Source organism: Streptomyces iranensis, assembly GCF_017874715.1.
In the GTDB taxonomy this organism is placed as follows: Bacteria; Actinomycetota; Actinomycetes; order Streptomycetales; family Streptomycetaceae; genus Streptomyces; species Streptomyces iranensis.
Genome location: NZ_JAGGLR010000004.1, coordinates 446,914 through 463,560, shown reverse-complemented (window position 1 = coordinate 463,560; position 16,647 = coordinate 446,914). Strand labels below are relative to the sequence as shown.

The 16,647-nt window shown below is 71.6% G+C and carries 16 protein-coding genes; 10 read left to right on the top strand and 6 right to left on the bottom strand.

The window, feature by feature from the left end; translation table 11 throughout:
* The first annotated feature begins 55 nt into the window (after positions 1-55).
* From atpA to J2Z30_RS10010, 5 genes are all read left to right on the top strand, one after another.
* Positions 56-1,627 (top strand): F0F1 ATP synthase subunit alpha, encoded by a 1,572-nt coding sequence (gene atpA / locus J2Z30_RS10030; protein ID WP_044569924.1) that lies wholly within the window; start codon positions 56-58, stop codon positions 1,625-1,627.
* 2 nt (positions 1,628-1,629) lie between these two features.
* The gene (locus J2Z30_RS10025) at positions 1,630-2,544 is read left to right on the top strand and encodes a F0F1 ATP synthase subunit gamma (RefSeq protein ID WP_020868404.1); all 915 of its coding nucleotides are present in this window, start codon (positions 1,630-1,632) and stop codon (positions 2,542-2,544) included.
* A 4-nt stretch (positions 2,545-2,548) separates the two neighbouring features.
* Positions 2,549-3,994 (top strand): F0F1 ATP synthase subunit beta, encoded by a 1,446-nt coding sequence (atpD, locus tag J2Z30_RS10020; protein WP_044569921.1) that lies wholly within the window; start codon positions 2,549-2,551, stop codon positions 3,992-3,994.
* Positions 3,995-4,105: 111 nt separating this feature from the next.
* Entirely contained in the window at positions 4,106-4,483 is a 378-nt protein-coding gene (locus tag J2Z30_RS10015; protein WP_044569919.1) for a F0F1 ATP synthase subunit epsilon, read from the top strand.
* Positions 4,484-4,604: 121 nt separating this feature from the next.
* Positions 4,605-5,054, top strand: a complete 450-nt coding sequence (locus J2Z30_RS10010) for a DUF2550 domain-containing protein (RefSeq protein WP_044569916.1) — start codon at positions 4,605-4,607, stop codon at positions 5,052-5,054.
* A 112-nt stretch (positions 5,055-5,166) separates the two neighbouring features.
* On the opposite strand, the gene J2Z30_RS10005 is transcribed toward J2Z30_RS10010, so the two are convergent.
* Positions 5,167-5,856 carry a response regulator gene (locus J2Z30_RS10005; protein ID WP_044569913.1) on the bottom strand — a complete coding sequence of 230 codons (690 nt, stop codon included), beginning with the start codon at positions 5,854-5,856 and terminating at the stop codon, positions 5,167-5,169.
* A gap of 52 nt (positions 5,857-5,908) precedes the next feature.
* Complete coding sequence (locus J2Z30_RS10000; RefSeq protein ID WP_044581383.1) at positions 5,909-7,123, bottom strand: histidine kinase; 1,215 nt, start codon at positions 7,121-7,123, stop codon at positions 5,909-5,911.
* A gap of 171 nt (positions 7,124-7,294) precedes the next feature.
* On the opposite strand from J2Z30_RS10000, the gene J2Z30_RS09995 reads away from it, so the two are divergent.
* Entirely contained in the window at positions 7,295-7,846 is a 552-nt protein-coding gene (locus J2Z30_RS09995) for a hypothetical protein (protein ID WP_044581382.1), read from the top strand.
* A 94-nt stretch (positions 7,847-7,940) separates the two neighbouring features.
* Here the strand turns inward: J2Z30_RS09995 and J2Z30_RS09990 are convergent, their stop codons facing one another.
* From J2Z30_RS09990 to J2Z30_RS09980, 3 genes are read right to left on the bottom strand one after another with little or no spacing between them, the layout of a single operon-like run.
* A complete protein-coding gene (locus tag J2Z30_RS09990) occupies positions 7,941-8,513 on the bottom strand; it encodes a cob(I)yrinic acid a,c-diamide adenosyltransferase (protein ID WP_044569911.1) in 573 nt (190 codons plus the stop codon).
* A 23-nt stretch (positions 8,514-8,536) separates the two neighbouring features.
* Positions 8,537-9,292, bottom strand: coding sequence for an ABC transporter permease (locus J2Z30_RS09985; RefSeq protein ID WP_044569909.1), 756 nt, complete (start codon positions 9,290-9,292; stop codon positions 8,537-8,539).
* A 53-nt stretch (positions 9,293-9,345) separates the two neighbouring features.
* Positions 9,346-10,128, bottom strand: coding sequence for an ABC transporter ATP-binding protein (locus J2Z30_RS09980; RefSeq protein ID WP_044569907.1), 783 nt, complete (start codon positions 10,126-10,128; stop codon positions 9,346-9,348).
* A gap of 80 nt (positions 10,129-10,208) precedes the next feature.
* On the opposite strand from J2Z30_RS09980, the gene J2Z30_RS09975 reads away from it, so the two are divergent.
* From J2Z30_RS09975 to J2Z30_RS09960, 4 genes are all read left to right on the top strand, one after another.
* Positions 10,209-10,850: a TetR/AcrR family transcriptional regulator gene (locus J2Z30_RS09975; RefSeq protein WP_044569904.1), complete on the top strand. Its 642-nt coding sequence runs from the start codon at positions 10,209-10,211 to the stop codon at positions 10,848-10,850.
* Positions 10,851-10,975: 125 nt separating this feature from the next.
* Positions 10,976-11,824 carry a 3-hydroxyacyl-CoA dehydrogenase family protein gene (locus J2Z30_RS09970; RefSeq protein ID WP_044569901.1) on the top strand — a complete coding sequence of 283 codons (849 nt, stop codon included), beginning with the start codon at positions 10,976-10,978 and terminating at the stop codon, positions 11,822-11,824.
* 155 nt (positions 11,825-11,979) lie between these two features.
* The gene (locus J2Z30_RS09965) at positions 11,980-12,303 is read left to right on the top strand and encodes an STAS domain-containing protein (RefSeq protein ID WP_044569898.1); all 324 of its coding nucleotides are present in this window, start codon (positions 11,980-11,982) and stop codon (positions 12,301-12,303) included.
* 211 nt (positions 12,304-12,514) lie between these two features.
* Positions 12,515-15,148, top strand: a complete 2,634-nt coding sequence (locus J2Z30_RS09960) for an ATP-binding protein (protein WP_044569896.1) — start codon at positions 12,515-12,517, stop codon at positions 15,146-15,148.
* 752 nt (positions 15,149-15,900) lie between these two features.
* Here J2Z30_RS09960 and nucS read toward each other — a convergent pair.
* On the bottom strand, positions 15,901-16,563 hold the full coding sequence (nucS, locus tag J2Z30_RS09955; protein WP_044569893.1) for an endonuclease NucS: 663 nt from the start codon (positions 16,561-16,563) through the stop codon (positions 15,901-15,903).
* Between the last annotated feature and the right edge of the window lie 84 nt (positions 16,564-16,647).

Genomic DNA, 16,647 nt, shown 5'->3' with positions numbered 1-16,647 from the left:
CGAGTTGGGCCGTAGTCAAACACTTCGGGCCCAACAAGGAGAGCAGGGAACCCAGATGGCGGAGCTCACGATCCGGCCGGAGGAGATCCGGGACGCACTGGAGAACTTTGTCCAGGCGTACAAGCCGGACGCGGCCTCGCGCGAGGAGGTCGGGACGGTCAGCGTTGCCGGCGACGGCATCGCGAAGGTCGAGGGTCTTCCCTCGACCATGGCGAACGAACTGCTGAAGTTCGAGGACGGCACCCTCGGCCTCGCCCTCAACCTCGAGGAGCGCGAGATCGGTGCGGTCGTCCTCGGTGAGTTCAGCGGCATCGAGGAGGGCCAGCAGGTGCACCGCACCGGCGAGGTCCTCTCGGTAGCCGTCGGCGAGGGCTACCTCGGCCGCGTGGTCGACCCGCTGGGTGCCCCGATCGACGGCCTCGGCGAGATCGAGACCGAGGGCCGCCGAGCCCTCGAGCTGCAGGCCCCCACGGTCATGGACCGCAAGTCGGTGCACGAGCCGATGGAGACCGGCTACAAGGCCGTCGACGCGATGACCCCGATCGGCCGTGGCCAGCGCCAGCTGATCATCGGTGACCGGCAGACCGGCAAGACCGCGCTGTGCGTCGACACGATCATCAACCAGCGCGACAACTGGCGCTCCGGTGACCCGAAGAAGCAGGTCCGCTGCATCTACGTCGCCATTGGCCAGAAGGGCTCCACCATCGCGTCCGTGCGCGGTGCGCTGGAGGAGGCCGGCGCCCTGGAGTACACGACGATCGTCGCCGCCCCGGCGTCCGACCCGGCGGGCTTCAAGTACCTGGCCCCCTACACCGGCTCGGCCATCGGCCAGCACTGGATGTACCAGGGCAAGCACGTTCTGATCGTCTTCGACGACCTGTCCAAGCAGGCCGACGCCTACCGCGCGGTGTCCCTGCTGCTGCGCCGCCCGCCGGGCCGTGAGGCCTACCCGGGCGACGTCTTCTACCTGCACTCCCGGCTGCTGGAGCGCTGCGCGAAGCTCTCCGACGACATGGGCTCCGGTTCGATGACCGGTCTGCCGATCGTCGAGACCAAGGCGAACGACGTGTCGGCGTTCATCCCGACCAACGTCATCTCCATCACCGACGGCCAGTGCTTCCTGGAGTCGGACCTGTTCAACGCCAACCAGCGGCCGGCCCTCAACGTCGGTATCTCGGTCTCCCGAGTCGGTGGTTCCGCGCAGCACAAGGCGATGCGCCAGGTCTCCGGCCGTCTCCGGGTGGACCTCGCCCAGTACCGTGAACTGGAGGCGTTCGCCGCCTTCGGCTCGGACTTGGACGCGGCCTCGAAGGCGTCGCTGGAGCGCGGTGCGCGCATGGTCGAGCTGCTGAAGCAGGGCCAGTACGCCCCGTACTCCACCGAGGACGAGATCGTCTCCATCTGGTCCGGCACCAACGGCAAGATGGACGACGTGCCCGTCGAGGACGTCCGCCGCTTCGAGCGTGAGCTGCTGGACTACCTGCACCGTGAGCACAAGGGGCTGCTGACCGGCATCGTCGAGGGCGGCAAGATGTCCGACGACACGATCGCGGCGCTGGGCGAGGCCGTCGACAGCTTCAAGAAGCAGTTCGAGACCTCGGACGGCAAGCTGCTGGGCGAGGGCTGAGTATGGGTGCCCAGGCCAAGGTCTACAAGAGGCGGATCAAGTCCGTCTCCGCGACCAAGAAGATCACCAAGGCGATGGAGATGATCGCCGCCTCGCGCGTCGTCAAGGCGCAGCGCCGCGTGGCCGCGTCGACTCCGTACGCCACCGAGCTCACCCGAGCGGTGGGCGCGGTCGCCAAGGGCTCCACCACCCAGCACGCGCTGACCACGGAGAGCGAGAACCCGACCCGCGCCGCGGTGCTGCTCATCACGAGCGACCGGGGTCTGGCGGGCGGCTACTCCTCCAACGTGATCAAGGCGGCCGAGGAGCTCACCGAGCGGCTCACCCGTGAGGGCAAGGAGGTCGACGCGTACATCGTCGGCCGCAAGGGCGTGGCGTACTACTCCTTCCGTGAGCGCAAGGTCACGGAGTCGTGGGGTGGCTTCACCGACAACCCCACCTACGCGGACGCCAAGAAGATCGCGGGCCCGCTGATCGAGGCCGTCCTCAAGGACACGGCCGATGGCGGCGTGGACGAGCTGCACATCGTCTTCACCGAGTTCGTCTCGATGCTGACGCAGACCCCGGTCCAGGACCGGCTGCTGCCGCTCAGCCTCGAGGAAAAGGCGGAGGAGCAGGAGAAGAAGGGCGAGATCCTCCCGCTCTTCGACTTCGAGCCGTCCTCCGAGGACGTGCTGGACGCCCTGCTGCCCCGGTATGTCGAGGCCCGTATCTACAACGCCCTGCTCCAGGCCGCCGCCTCCAAGCACGCGGCGACCCGGCGGGCGATGAAGTCGGCGACCGACAATGCCGATGAACTCATCAAGTCGCTCACGCGGCTTGCCAACGCGGCCCGCCAGGCCGACATCACCCAGGAAATCAGCGAGATCGTCGGTGGCGCGAGCGCTCTGGCCGACGCCTCCGCGGGGAGTGACTGACACTATGACCACCACTGTTGAGCCAACCGCTGTGGCCGCCGGCCGCGTCGCGCGGGTCATCGGCCCGGTCGTCGACGTGGAGTTCCCCGTCGACGCGATGCCGGACATCTACAACGCGCTGACCGTCGAGGTCGCCGACCCGGCCCAGGACGGGGCGAAGAAGACCCTGACCCTCGAGGTCGCGCAGCACCTCGGCGAGGGCCTGGTGCGCTCCATCTCCATGCAGCCCACCGACGGCCTGGTCCGCCAGGCCGCCGTGACCGACACCGGCGCCGGCATCACCGTGCCCGTCGGCGACGTCACCAAGGGCCGCGTGTTCAACACCCTCGGCCAGATCCTCAACGAGCCCGAGGCCGAGTCCGAGATCACCGAGCGCTGGTCCATCCACCGCAAGGCCCCGGCCTTCGACCAGCTCGAGTCCAAGACCGAGATGTTCGAGACCGGTCTGAAGGTCGTCGACCTGCTGACCCCATACGTCAAGGGCGGCAAGATCGGCCTGTTCGGCGGCGCGGGCGTCGGCAAGACCGTCCTCATCCAGGAAATGATCATGCGTGTGGCCAAGCTGCACGAGGGCGTTTCCGTGTTCGCCGGTGTCGGCGAGCGCACCCGTGAGGGCAACGACCTGATCGAGGAGATGGCCGAGTCCGGCGTGCTCCCGCAGACCGCGCTGGTCTTCGGCCAGATGGACGAGCCCCCGGGCACCCGGCTGCGGGTCGCCCTGGCCGGTCTGACCATGGCGGAGTACTTCCGCGATGTGCAGAAGCAGGACGTGCTGTTCTTCGTCGACAACATCTTCCGCTTCACCCAGGCCGGTTCCGAGGTCTCGACCCTGCTCGGCCGGATGCCCTCCGCGGTGGGCTACCAGCCGAACCTGGCCGACGAGATGGGCCTTCTCCAGGAGCGCATCACCTCGACCCGTGGTCACTCCATCACCTCGATGCAGGCGATCTACGTCCCCGCGGACGACCTGACCGACCCGGCCCCGGCGAACGTCTTCGCGCACCTCGACGCGACGACGACGCTGTCCCGGCCGATCTCGGAGAAGGGCATCTACCCGGCGGTGGACCCGCTGGACTCGACGTCCCGGATCCTGGACCCGCGCTACATCTCGCAGGACCACTACGACTGCGCCTCGCGGGTGAAGTCGATCCTGCAGAAGTACAAGGACCTCCAGGACATCATCAACATCCTGGGCATCGACGAGCTCGGCGAGGAGGACAAGCTCACCGTCTTCCGCGCCCGTCGTATCGAGCGCTTCCTGTCGCAGAACACCCACGCGGCGAAGCAGTTCACCGGTCTCGACGGATCGGACGTGCCGCTGGACGAGTCCATCGCCGCGTTCAACGCGATCGCCGACGGTGAGTTCGACCACTTCCCCGAGCAGGCGTTCTTCATGTGCGGTGGCCTGGAGGACCTCAAGGCCAAGGCCAAGGAGCTGGGCGTCTCCTGAGCCCGGTAGCTCCGTGAGAGGGGTGGGCCCGGTCCCGCCCCTCTCCGTACGCCCGTTATTCTTTGACGAAAGCCCTGCCCGACCCGGCAGGGAGAGACCCGAGGAGCCACGTTGGCTGCTGAGCTGCAGGTCGAGATGGTCGCGGCGGACCGTAGTGTCTGGTCCGGTGCGGCCACCTTGGTCATCGCGCGCACCACATCGGGTGACATCGGCGTCATGCCCGGCCACCAGCCGCTGCTCGGTGTGCTGGAGTCCGGCCCGGTGACCATCCGTTCGGTCGATGGCGGGACGGTCGTGGCCGCGGTGCACGGTGGGTTCATCTCGTTCTCGGACGACAAGCTCTCACTGCTGGCCGAGGTCGCGGAGCTGTCCGACGAAATCGATGTGAAGCGCGCGGAGCGGGCGCTGGAGCGTGCCAAGTCGGAGGCGGACGCCGCCGCCGAGCGGCGCGCCGACGTCCGGCTGCGCGCGGTGGCGGGAGCGCACTGAGCCTGTCACGTACGGTCGGAAAACCTCAGCCGCGGACCTCGCTGGAGCTCCCCTTCAGCGGGTCCGCGGCTGAGGCGATGCAGGTGCGGTTTTTCCGGATGACGCGAGGAGGTCGGTGAAGATGGTCCTCGCTCTGCTTGTGGGCGGCGTGGTCGTCGCGCTGGTGGTGGTGGGACTCTTCGTCTTCGGTCTCCGGCGGCGGCTGATCCAGCGGTCCGGCGGAACCTTCGACTGTTCACTGCGCTGGGATCCCCCGCCAAGCGAATCCGACCCCAGCGGCAAGGGCTGGGTGTACGGCGTCGCCCGCTACAACGGTGACCGCGTCGAGTGGTTCCGGGTCTTCTCCTACGCGCCGAGGCCCCGGCGGATCCTGGAGCGCGCCTCGATCGAGGTGCTGGAGCGGCGCACCCCCAAGGGCGAGGAGGAGCTGGCGCTGCTCTCCGACGCGGTGGTGCTCGCCTGCCGGCACGGCGGCACCCGGCTGGAACTGGCCATGAGCGATGACGCCCTGACCGGCTTTCTGGCCTGGCTGGAGGCCGCGCCCCCCGGCCAGCGCGTCAACGTGGCCTGAAGCAGAAGGGGCGCGGGGCTGTGTCGATGTGCGGCTCCGCCGCGTGGGCGCGACCAGCCACGACGGCGCCGCAGTCGGCCGACGACGCATCGCGACACTTCCAGCGGAGCGCTTAGCGCACGCCCAGTTCCTGGGCCAGCACCGCGGCCTGGACCCGGCTGCGCAGCTCCAGCTTGTTCAGCAGCCGGCTGACATGCGTCTTCACCGTCGCCTCCGCCATGGTGAGCCGTTCCGCGATCTGCGCGTTCGACAGCCCCTGCCCCAGACAGGCCAGCACCTCCCGCTCCCGCGGGGTGAGCGTGGCGAGCACCTCGGGGCTGGGTGCGGTGGGGGAGGGGACGGCCTGGGGCCGGGCGAACTCCGCGATCAGACGGCGGGTGACCGCGGTGGCGATCATGCCCTCGCCGCGCCCCACCGTACGGACGGCCTCGATCAGATCGGCCGCCTCGCTGTCCTTGAGCAGGAACCCGGCGGCACCCGCGCGCAGCGCCCCGAAGACATACTCGTCCAGGTCGAAGGTGGTCAGCACCAGCACGTCCGCCAGCTGCTCGGCGACCACCTGACGGGTGGCCGACACCCCGTCCAGCCGGGGCATCTGGACGTCCATGAGCACCACGTCGGGGCGCAGCGTCCGGGCCATCTCCACCGCCTGGAGGCCGTCCACCGCCTCGCCGACCACCTCCACATCGGGGGCGGACCGCAGGATCAGCACCAGCCCGGAGCGGACCGAGCCCTGGTCCTCGGCGACCAGCACCCGGATCGGCTTGGACGCGGAACGGGCGGGCGGGGCGGGCGGGGTCACGGCGGCTCCTGGCTGGTCGTCGAAGGGTCATGGCACACGCTGAGCCGAGGGGTCATGGCACACGCCGAGCGCTCTCCTCGCCCAGCGGCAGCGCGGCCCGCACCTGCCACACCGTGCCCCCGGGCCCGGAGACCGGGCCGGCGTCGAGGGTGCCGCCGAGCAGGGACACCCGCTCGCGCATCCCGATCAGCCCGGTGCCGGAGCCGGGCGCCCGGGGGCCCTCGCGGTCGCCGTACGGGCTGATGACGCTGACCTCGAGCGGGCCGTCCGCGCGATGCGCCAGCGTCACGTCCACCCGGCCGGACGCGGCGTGCTTGAGGGCGTTGGTGAGCGACTCCTGGACGATGCGGTACGCGGCGAGCTCGACCGGGGCGGGCAGCGCGGCGGCGCCGTCCGGCCGCTCGTCGCACAGGACGATGTCCTGACCGCCGGAGCGGGCGTTGGTGCGGGCCTGCTCCAGCAGGGTGTCGAGCGCGTCGAGGGTGGAGGTGGCGGCGGGTTCCGAGGTCTCCCCGGGGTCCCGCAGCAGCCCGATCAGCCGGCGCATCTCGGCCAGGCCGCGCACGCTGTTCTCCCGGATGACGCCGAGCGCCTCGTCGGTCGCGGCGGGGTCCTTGAGCGAGAGCGCGGCGCTGGAGTGGATGGCGATGGCCGAGAGGTGGTTGGCCACCATGTCGTGGAGTTCGCGCGCCATCCGGGAGCGCTCCGAGGCCACCGCCTCCCGCCGGTCCAACTCGGCCAGCAGCGCGACGCGTTCGGCCTCCAGACGGGCGGCCGCGGCCTCCTCGCGGTGGTTGCGGACCACCGCCCCGGTCCACGCCGGGGTGAGGGTGAGCAGCGCGACGAACGTGCCGACCAGCAGCGCCAGCGGGTCGTTGTAGACGGCCAGCGGCACCACGGTCGCCAGCACCGTGAGGAGCCCGCAGAGCCGGGGGATGCGCCGGGCGGCGCCGGGGCCGGAGTACATGACGGCCGCGTACACCAGGTCGGTGTACATCAGGAACGTCACGGCCAGCCCGCCGCTGAGGACGTCGAGGGAGATCGCGGCGGTCCCCACGCCCAGGCCGACGAGCGGCCGGGAGCGCCGGAGCAGTTCGGACGCGGCGATCACGACGAGCGCGATCAGCCCCAGCCAGCGGGGCGTATGGAAGAACGACTGGTTGTTGTGCACCCCCACCGCCCACATCAGGGCCCCGCCGAGCAGTCCGCTCAGGGCGATGAGGACGTCATGCCGGTGTGGGCGTGGGAGGTGGGGACGGGACGGCATGGCACCCATCACACCATGTGGCGCGCCGGGCGGACCTCCCCCTTGGGGCCGGGCCCGCCGCCCGGCGGCGTACATCGAAGGATGCAGTCGGGATTCATCGCCGCCGACGACGCGCGCGGCCCTGTCGACCGGGAGGGTTGGGACCAAGGGCAGAGCGAGAGAGGAAACATCGTGGTTGTCGCGCTGATCATCGCCTGTGAGGTCGGCTTCTGGGTGCTGCTGGGCATCGGCATTCTGCTGCGCTACGTGGCGAAGATGCCGAAGGCGAGCACCGTGGTGCTCTTGTGCGAACCGGTGCTGGAGGTGGTGCTGTTCGTGACGACCGTGATCGACCTGAGGAACGGCGCCGAACCGGACTGGAAGCACGGTCTGGCCGCGGTCTACATCGGCTACTCGGCCGCGCTCGGCCATTCGACGATCAAATGGGTCGACGCCCGGGTGGCCCACCGCTTCTTCGGCGGGCCGCCGCCGGTCAAGCCCGCGAAGTACGGTGCGGCGCGCACGCTGCACGAGTGGAAGAACGCCGGGCGCTGGGTGCTGGCCGCGGTCATCGCCATGGCACTGCTCCAGGGCGGGATCTGGTACGTCGGCGACGACGGTGAGATCGGCTCGCTGCGCGACTGGCAGCTGAAGATGCTGTTCCTGATCGGCATCAACGTGGCCATCGCGCTCAGCTACACGCTCTTTCCCAAGCGGGAGCGCTCCGCGTCGTCTGCCCGCTAACCCCCGTAACGGGCAGACGGCGCCGGGCCCCGCCCCGCCCCGTCGGCCCCGGCGACGCGCGACGCGCGGCCGGGCCGACGGGGCCCGTGGCTTTTCAGCGGTTCTCGCCCGGGACCCACAGGACGTCGCCGACCTCCTTGTTGGCCGAGCGGGCCAGGATGAACAGCAGATCCGAGAGCCGGTTGAGATAGGTGGCGGTGAGCGCGTTCATCGAGTCCCCGTGCTCGGTGAGCGCCGCCCAGGTGGAGCGCTCGGCGCGGCGCGCCACCGTGCACGCCTGGTGCAGCAGCGCCGCGCCCGGGGTGCCGCCCGGGAGGATGAAGCTGCGCAGCTTCTCCAGCCCCTCCAGAAAGTGGTCGCAGTCCGCCTCCAGCTTGTCGATATAGCTCTGCGCCACGCGCAGCGGCGGATGGGCGGGGTCCTCCACCACCGGTGTGCACAGGTCCGCGCCCACGTCGAACAGGTCGTTCTGGACGCGGACCAGCACCTTGACGATCTCGGCGGGCAGCTGGCCCAGTGCGATGGCCACCCCGATCGCGGCGTTCGCCTCGTTGGCGTCGGCGTACGCGCCGATCCGCGAATCGGTCTTGGCGGTGCGGCTCATATCGCCGAGGGCGGTGGAGCCCGTGTCGCCGGTACGCGTATAGATGCGGGTGAGATTGACCATGGCTCCGAGCCTACGCGGCGGCGTTACGCCCCGGCCTGCTGGAAGAGCCGTGCCCCGAGGGTGACGGCCACGGCCGCGAGCGCGGTGGCGACCAGCGCGGCCAGCGCGATCTTCCCGTCCCCGTACTCCCCGGTGAAGGCGGCCCGCACCCCGTCCACGAGGTAGCGGAACGGCACGAAGTGCGAGGCGATGTCGAGCCAGCGGGGCCCGAGCGACATCGGCAGCAGGATGCCGGACAGCAGCATCGCGGGCATGGTGATGGAGTTGATGACCGGCGCGAACCCCTGCGGCGAGGCCACTCGCATCGCCAGCGCGTAGGAGAGCGAGGCGAGCGAGATGGTCAGCACGCCGACGAAGACGAAGCCGATCGCCACGCCCAGCACCGGGGCGCGCAGCCCGAGCGCCACGGCGACGCACACCAGCATCAGGGACTGCCAGAGCAGCTGGACGACGTCCTTGAGCACCCGGCCCATGAGCAGCGCCAGCCGGCTGACCGGGGTCACCCGCATCCGCTCGATGACGCCCGTACGGCGCTCGAGGATCAGCCCGATCCCGGTGAACGAGGCGCTGAACAGGCCGAGTTGGACGAGGATGCCGGGGACGATGGTCTGCCAGGAGCCGGCCCGGCCGCCGAGCGGCAGATCGGTGAGCAGCGGGCCGAAGAAGACGAGGAAGAGCAGCGGCTGGACCATCCCGAAGATCAGGGCGGGTTTGGAGCGCAGCGTCTGGCGGGCGTAGCGGCCGAATATCAGGGCCGTGTCGGAGACGAGATGAGGCATCGGGCCTTCTTCCGGGGCTTGGGGGTAGGCGTCCTTGGGGGTAGGCGTCCTGGTCAGACGGCGAGCGGGGCGGGGTTCCGCGGGGCGGTGCCGCGCCCGGTGATGGCGATGAAGGCGTCCTGCAGGGTGGTGTCCGGTGCGCCGCCGTGCTCGGCCTTGAGCCGCTCCGCCGTCCCCTCGGCGGCCACCAGGCCCTGGTCGACGATGACCAGCCGGTCGGACAGCGCCTCCGCCTCGTCCAGGTAGTGGGTGGTCAGGAAGACCGTCATGCCGTGCTCGGCGCGCAGCCGGCGGATCAGCTGCCACAGCTCGGCGCGGCTGCCGGGGTCGAGCCCGGTGGTCGGTTCGTCCAGGAAGAGGACCTCGGGCCGGTGGACCAGGCCGAGGGCGATGTCCAGCCGCCGCCGCTGGCCGCCGGAGAGCGCGGCGCAGGGGCGGTCCAGCAGCTCGGCCAGGCCCAGGTCCCGGGCGAGCTCCCCGGCGCGGGCGGTGGCCTCGGCCCTGCCCATCCGGTAGAGCCGCCCCTGGGTGACCAGCTCCTCCCGTACGGAGACGGTGGGATCGACCCCGCCGGACTGGGCCACATAGCCGATCCGCCGGCGCACCCCGGCCGGATCGCGGGCGAGGTCGTGCCCGGCGACGGTGGCGCTGCCGCCGGTGGGCGGGAGCAGCGTGGTGAGCATGCGCAGCGTGGTGGTCTTGCCCGCTCCGTTGGGTCCGAGGAAGCCGAGGATCTCACCGCGCTCGACGGTCAGGTCGATTCCGCGCACGGCTGCCACGGGGCCGCGCTTGGTCCGGAAGGTGTGGGTGAGGCCGTTCGTCGTGATGACTGCCATGGGACCCAGAAAAACAGAGACGCACCAATTTTGCAATCACCCCAAAAATCAAGGAGCCCCAGCGAAGCTAGGATGAGGCCATGGCGGAAGGACTCAGGGAGCGGAAGAAGCGGCAGACCAGGCAGCACATCTCGGACATCGCGACCGGGCTGTTCATGGCGCGCGGCTTCGAGGCGGTCACGATCGCGGAGATCGCCGAGGCGGCCGAGGTCTCCGTCAACACGGTCTACAACTACTTCCCGACCAAGGAGGACCTCTTCGTCGACCGCGAGGAGGAGGTCGTCGACCGCCCCTCCCGGCTCGTACGGGAGCGCGCGGCCGGTCAGTCGGCGGCGCGGGCGCTGATGGACCAGCTGCGCCAGGACATCCGCGAACGGCACCCCTACGTCGGGCTGAGCGAGGGCTACGACCGGTTCCGGCAGGTCATCGTGGAGTCCCCGACGCTGATGGCCAGGCTCTTCGCCATCCAGGGCAAGGCGGTCCACCAGCTCGGGGTCACCCTGCGAGAGGAGGCCGCCGCCGACTCCGAGGACCCCAGACCCGAGTTCATCGCCCACCAGCTCGTCGGGTTGCAGAACGCGGTGCTGCGCTCGATCATCCGCGGGCTCGCGGAGGGCGGCGGCGTGGACGCCGTCGCCGAGGACGCCCTCCGCAAGGTCGACGTCATGGAGTCGCTCCTGAGCGACACGGTCCTCAACTATGCGGCGAAGAACACACCGTGACGCGCGTTACGAGGGGCTGCCCGCGGGGGTGAACGGACGTTAAGGTCCGGCACATCGGACTGTCGACAGATCAGACGGACTGCCGGCGGAACGGACGGAAGCTACCGAACGGAGAGGTGTGTGTCGTGGCCAAGAAGCTCGCGGTCATCGGAGCCGGACTCATGGGGTCCGGTATCGCGCAGGTCTCGGCCCAGGCCGGCTGGGACGTGGTGCTGCGCGATGTGACCGACGAGGCGCTGCGGCGCGGCACGGACACCATCCGGGCCTCGTACGACAAGTTCGTCTCCAAGGGCAAGCTGGGGGCGGAGGAGGCCGAGCGGGCGCTGGGCCGGATCACCACCACGACCGACCTGGACGCCGCCGCCGACGCGGATGTCGTGGTGGAGGCGGTCTTCGAGAAGATCGAGGTCAAGCGGGAGATCTTCGGCACCCTCGATGAACTGGTCAAGGACGACACGATCCTGGCCTCGAACACCTCGGCCATCCCGATCACCAAGATCGCCGCGGCCACCCGGCGCCCGGAGCGGGTCGTCGGCACCCACTTCTTCTCGCCGGTGCCGATGATGGGGCTGTGCGAGCTGGTGCGCGGGCACAAGACGAGCGATGAAACCCTGGCCGCCGCACGGGAGTTCGCGGAGGGCGTCGGCAAGACCTGTATCGTCGTCAACCGCGATGTCGCGGGCTTCGTCACCACCCGGCTGATCTCCGCCCTCGTCGTGGAAGCGGCGAAGCTGTACGAGTCGGGGGTCGCCACGGCCGAGGACATCGACACCGCCTGCAAGCTGGGCTTCGGCCATGCGATGGGACCGCTCGCGACGGCCGACCTGACCGGCGTGGACATCCTGCTGCACGCCACCGACAACATCTACACCGAGTCGCAGGACGAGAAGTTCGCACCGCCGGAGATCATGCGCCGGATGGTCGATGCGGGGGACATCGGCCGGAAGAGCGGCGAGGGCTTCTACCGCTACTGAGGGCCTTGGTGCGGCGCCAGGCCCGGAACTCACCCTCCTGGGTGAATTCGGTATCGGTTCGCTTACAGACGGCAACTTCCTCGTGTGAGAGACAGTCAGTTCTGTAGACAGAAATGGCGCATTGACGACACGACGCACCGTATAGGGGAGCGCATATGCACATCAGGGGCGACCACGCCGAGCTGGTCGTCGGGGGCCGGCTGGACGTCCGGAGCGCGGCGGACGCCCGTACGGCCCTGCACACCGCCGTCGACGCGGGCGGCGGGGATCTCGTCCTCGACCTCACCGAACTGGACTCCTGGGACGCCACCGGGCTCGGGGTGATCATGGGTGCGCACCGCCGCGCGGGCCGGGCGGGCAGACGGCTGGTGCTGCGCGGGGTGCCGCCCCAGATGCAGCGGCTGCTGGTGGCCACCCGGCTGCACCGCATCCTCGCGATCGAAGGCGGACTGGAGGCGGAGTCCCTGCCGCGTGTCTGAGCGGCGGGGACCGCCTGCCCCGGGGCCGGTGGGTTACCCGGGGTGGCGTGGGCCCCCTCCGGCGCGGTGGATACTGTGAACAGGTCCAGGCCGTCTGATACGGCCCGGGGTTCGGCGAGCGCCGGACACATTCCCTACGGCGGCACCGGACCAGAAGCGAAGGCAGGCCGGGGAGCCTTACAGCACGCCACGCATCTGGGGGGCAAGGACATTGGACCCGAAGAACCGCGGATCGCAGGAGCACGGCCACGACGAGGCCGCGCCGGGTGTGGCTTCCGGTGCGTCGCGTGCGGCGGACAGTCCGGGCGACGGCCCGTCGCCGCGCCTGCCGCGCCTGCCGCGCCCGACGGGGCCGACGGGGGACGTACCGACGCCCCCGCTGGGCGCCCCGGTGCCCGGCGCGTCCGCCTCCCCGCCCTCCTCCGCCTCTTCCGCTTCCTCTCCCTCCTCCGCGCCCACTTCCGCGTCCCCGGCCCGCACCGCGCGCATCGTCGCCGGTGACCATCTGCTGACGGTCAACCCCGTCGACGGCAGCGAGATAGAACCCTGCCCGCCCGGTGAGCGCCCCGCGCGGCCCGAGCGCCACGGCCCCGACGAGCGGGCCGAGCTGCGCCGGGCCGCCGCCGCGCCCCGCCCGTCCGGCACCGTCGTGCCCGAGCTGCCGATGCTGGAGCGGGACGAGGAGCGGGAGCGGCTCGCCCGGCTGCTCGCCCGCGGCCGCTCGGTGCGGGTCACCGGGCCCTCCGGCGCCGGGCGCAGCACCCTGCTGGAGGCCGTCGCCTCCGACTGCGAGCGGCTCGCCCCCGACGGCGTCGTACGCCTCTCCGGCTACCACCGCACCCCCACCGACCTCCTCCACGACCTCTACGCCGCCGTCCTCAGCGCCCCGCTCTACCGGCCGGACCGCGCGGAGCTGCTGGCGGCGGCCCTGGAGATCGGCGCGGTCGTCGTCCTGGACGACGTCGAGTTCGGCGGCGCCGCGCTGGACGAGTTCCTCGACGCGACCCCCGAATGCGCGTTCCTGATCTCCGCCACCCCCGATGTCCCGGCGCCGTCCCCCGACTCCCACCTGGAGGAGGTCTTCCTCTCCGGGCTCAGCCGCACGGCCGGACTCGAACTGCTCGAGCGGGCCGCACGACGGCCCCTGGACGAGGACGAGGCGAGCTGGGCCGCGGACCTGTGGTTCGAGTCCGAGGGGCTGCCACTGCGCTTCGTCCAGGCGGGCGCGCTGCTGCGGCAGCGGGACGCCCGGCGCGGCGACGCCTCCGCGCCGGAGGACGGGGGCGCGCTGCCCTCGATCGCCGAGGCGGCGTCCCCCGCCGCGCTGCTCGCCGGACGGCTGAGCGAGGCGGCCCACGACGCCCTGCGGTTCGCGGTCGCGCTCGGCGGCGAATGCCCGGACCAGGTGCATCTGCGCGCGCTGTCCGCGGACACCCACGCCGACGCGGCCCTCGGCGAGCTGCTCGGCTGTGGCCTCGTCACCCCGGCCGGATCGCACTACCGGCTGGCGGCGCGCGTCACCGCCCAGCTCGCGGAGGCGGGCTACGCCGACGAGGACGCCGCGCGCGCACACGCCGTCGCCCAGCACTACGCCTGGTGGGCCGCGCACCCCTCGGTGGCCCCCGGGCGCGTCGCCGCCGAGGCCGACGCGATCCTCGCGGCGATGACCGCGCTCATCGGCAGCCGCGAGGCGGGCCACGCCGACGCCGCCGTGCTCCTGGCCCGCGCCGCCGCGCCCGCCCTCGCCACGGCGCTGCACTGGGGCGCCTGGGAGCGCGCGGTGCGGCACGGCCAGGAGGCCGCGCGGCTCGCGGGGCAGGTCGCGGACGAGGCGTACTTCCACCACGAGCTGGGCGTCCTCGCGCTGTGCACGGGCCATCTGGAGCGGGCCCGCGCCGAGCTGGAGGCGTCCATCGGGCTGCGGGGCGTCCTCGCGGACAAGCGGGGCACGGTCGCGGGCCGGCGCGCGCTGGCGCTGGTCGCCGACCGCTCGCCCGGCTCGGCGATGGCCGGGGCGTTCGGGACGAGCGGTGGGAACCGTAAGGACGACGCGGCGCCCCCGGCGGCGGACGGAGCGCCGGACGACACCGAGACCACGATCGTCACCCCGAAGGTGGCGCCCACGACGCCGATGGCCGCCATGGGCGGCACGGCGGCGACGACGGCGGTGACCGCGGCGGTCCCGTCCGCCTCCCGGACCTCGGTGGCCGCCCCCGCCACGCCCACGGTCCTCACCGCCGAGTCCGCCCCCGCCGGGCCCCCGGGCGGCAAGCCGGGCGGTCTGCGGCGGCTGACGGCGCACGGTGCCCGGCGCAATGTGGTCGCGGCGGCCTCGGGTGTGCTGCTGGTGGCCGTGCTCGGCACCGTGGTGACCCTGGGCACCACCTCGGGCGACGACTCGGACAGCCCGGCCGACAAGGTCAAGCCGGACCGTTCGGCCAGCCAGCGGGACGACGACAAGGGGCTGACCGCCGACGAGCCCACGAGCGGCACCAGCCAGGCCCCGCAGCCCGGCCTCAGCGGGGTGCCGAAGGCGTCCACGTCACCGACCGCGCCCAGCGGCTCGCCCAGCGGCTCCACGGCGACCAGCGGCCCGTCGTCCACCAGCGGCTCGCCCTCGGACACCGAGCAGCCGCCCTCGCCGCCGTCCTCGCACCCCACGACCTCCGACCCGCGGCCGACGACCAAGCCGCCGACGAGCAGGCCGCCGACGCCGACCGGCGAACCCACCGAGCCGACGCCCACGACGTCGCCCCCGACCACGACGCCCACCGGCGACACCTCGACCACCGCGAGCGCCCCCACGACCCACACGGCGCCGAGCACGGCCACTCCGGTCGCGTAGCGGCCCGGGAAGGCGGTGCGGGGGCGCCGGATCGCGCCAGTGGGTGCGGCGCCTCCGTGGCGTGATGTGATCGGCTCAGGGGGGTGTCCGGCGGATCGTGACGACTGCGGCGGGCTGCTCCCCTCCCCGCCCCTCCCCGAAACTGGGGCCCCGCCCCAGCCCCCGCTCCTCAAGCGCCGGAGAGGCTGGAAGGCGGGGCTCCGCCCCTTCCCACGGCATCGATATGCGGCTCCGCCGCGTGGTGGGGCTCCGCCCAGCGGGGCTGCCCCAGACGCTGGACCGGGGTTCCGCCCCAGCCCCCGCTCCTCAAACGCCGGAGGGGCTGGAAGGCGGGGCTCCGCCCCTTCCTGCGGCATCGATGTGTGGCTTCGCCGCGTGGTGGGGCTCCGCCCCTGGGCCCCGGGCCGGGGCTGCCCCAGACGGCGGGTCGGGGCTCCGCCCCAGCCCCCGCTCCTGGAGCGCCGGAGAGGCTGGAAGGCGCAGACTCCGGACGGGGGCTCCGCCGCTTCCCGCGGCATCGATGTGCGGCTTCGCCGCGCGGTGAAGCTCCGTCCCTGGGCTCCGGGGTCCAGGGGCGGAGTCCCTGGTATCGGGAAGGGGCGGGGAGGGGAAAGCGTCGATGCGCGGCTCTCCGTCGCGTGGTCCGCTGGGCGCCGCGTAGGGGCTCGGCTCCGGGGGCGGGCGCGGCTCGTACGACGGGAGGAGGCCGGGGCCTCACGGCCACGGCCTCTCACGTCGGAGCGGGCCCCGCGTCAGAAGAGCCGGAGCTTGTCGTCCTCGATGCCCCGGAGCGCGTCGTAGTCCAGCACCGCACACCCGATGCCCCGGTCCGTGGCGAGGACGCGCGCCTGCGGCTTGATCTCCTGGGCGGCGAAGATGCCCTTCACCGGGGCGAGGTGCGGGTCGCGGTTGAGGAGTTCGAGATAGCGGGTGAGCTGCTCGACACCGTCGATCTCACCACGGCGTTTGATCTCCACGGCGACCGTCCCCCCGTCCGCGTCGCGGCAGAGAATGTCCACGGGGCCGATGGCGGTGGGGTATTCACGCCGAATAAGCGTCCAGCCATCGCCAAGTGTCTCGATACGATCGGCGAGCAGCTCCTGCAGATGGGCCTCGACACCGTCCTTGATCAGGCCGGGGTCGACGCCGAGTTCGTGCGAGGAGTCATGGAGGACCTCCTCCATGGTGATGATGAGCTTCTCGCCCGCCTTGTTCACGACCGTCCACACATCGTCGTCGCCTTCCTTCAGCGTGCACGGCGGAGACATCCAGTTGAGGGGTTTGTAGGCCCTGTCGTCCGCGTGGATGGACACACTGCCGTCGGCCTTGACCAGGATCAGACGGGGTGCCGAGGGGAGGTGGGCGGTGAGGCGGCCGGCGTAGTCCACCGAGCACCGGGCGATGACGAGACGCATGGTCGGCAACGCTACTCGACCACCACCGCCGCACGCGATTCGTCCGCCGATGGACCCCTTCGGCGATGGCTGGTTGTGTGCCCA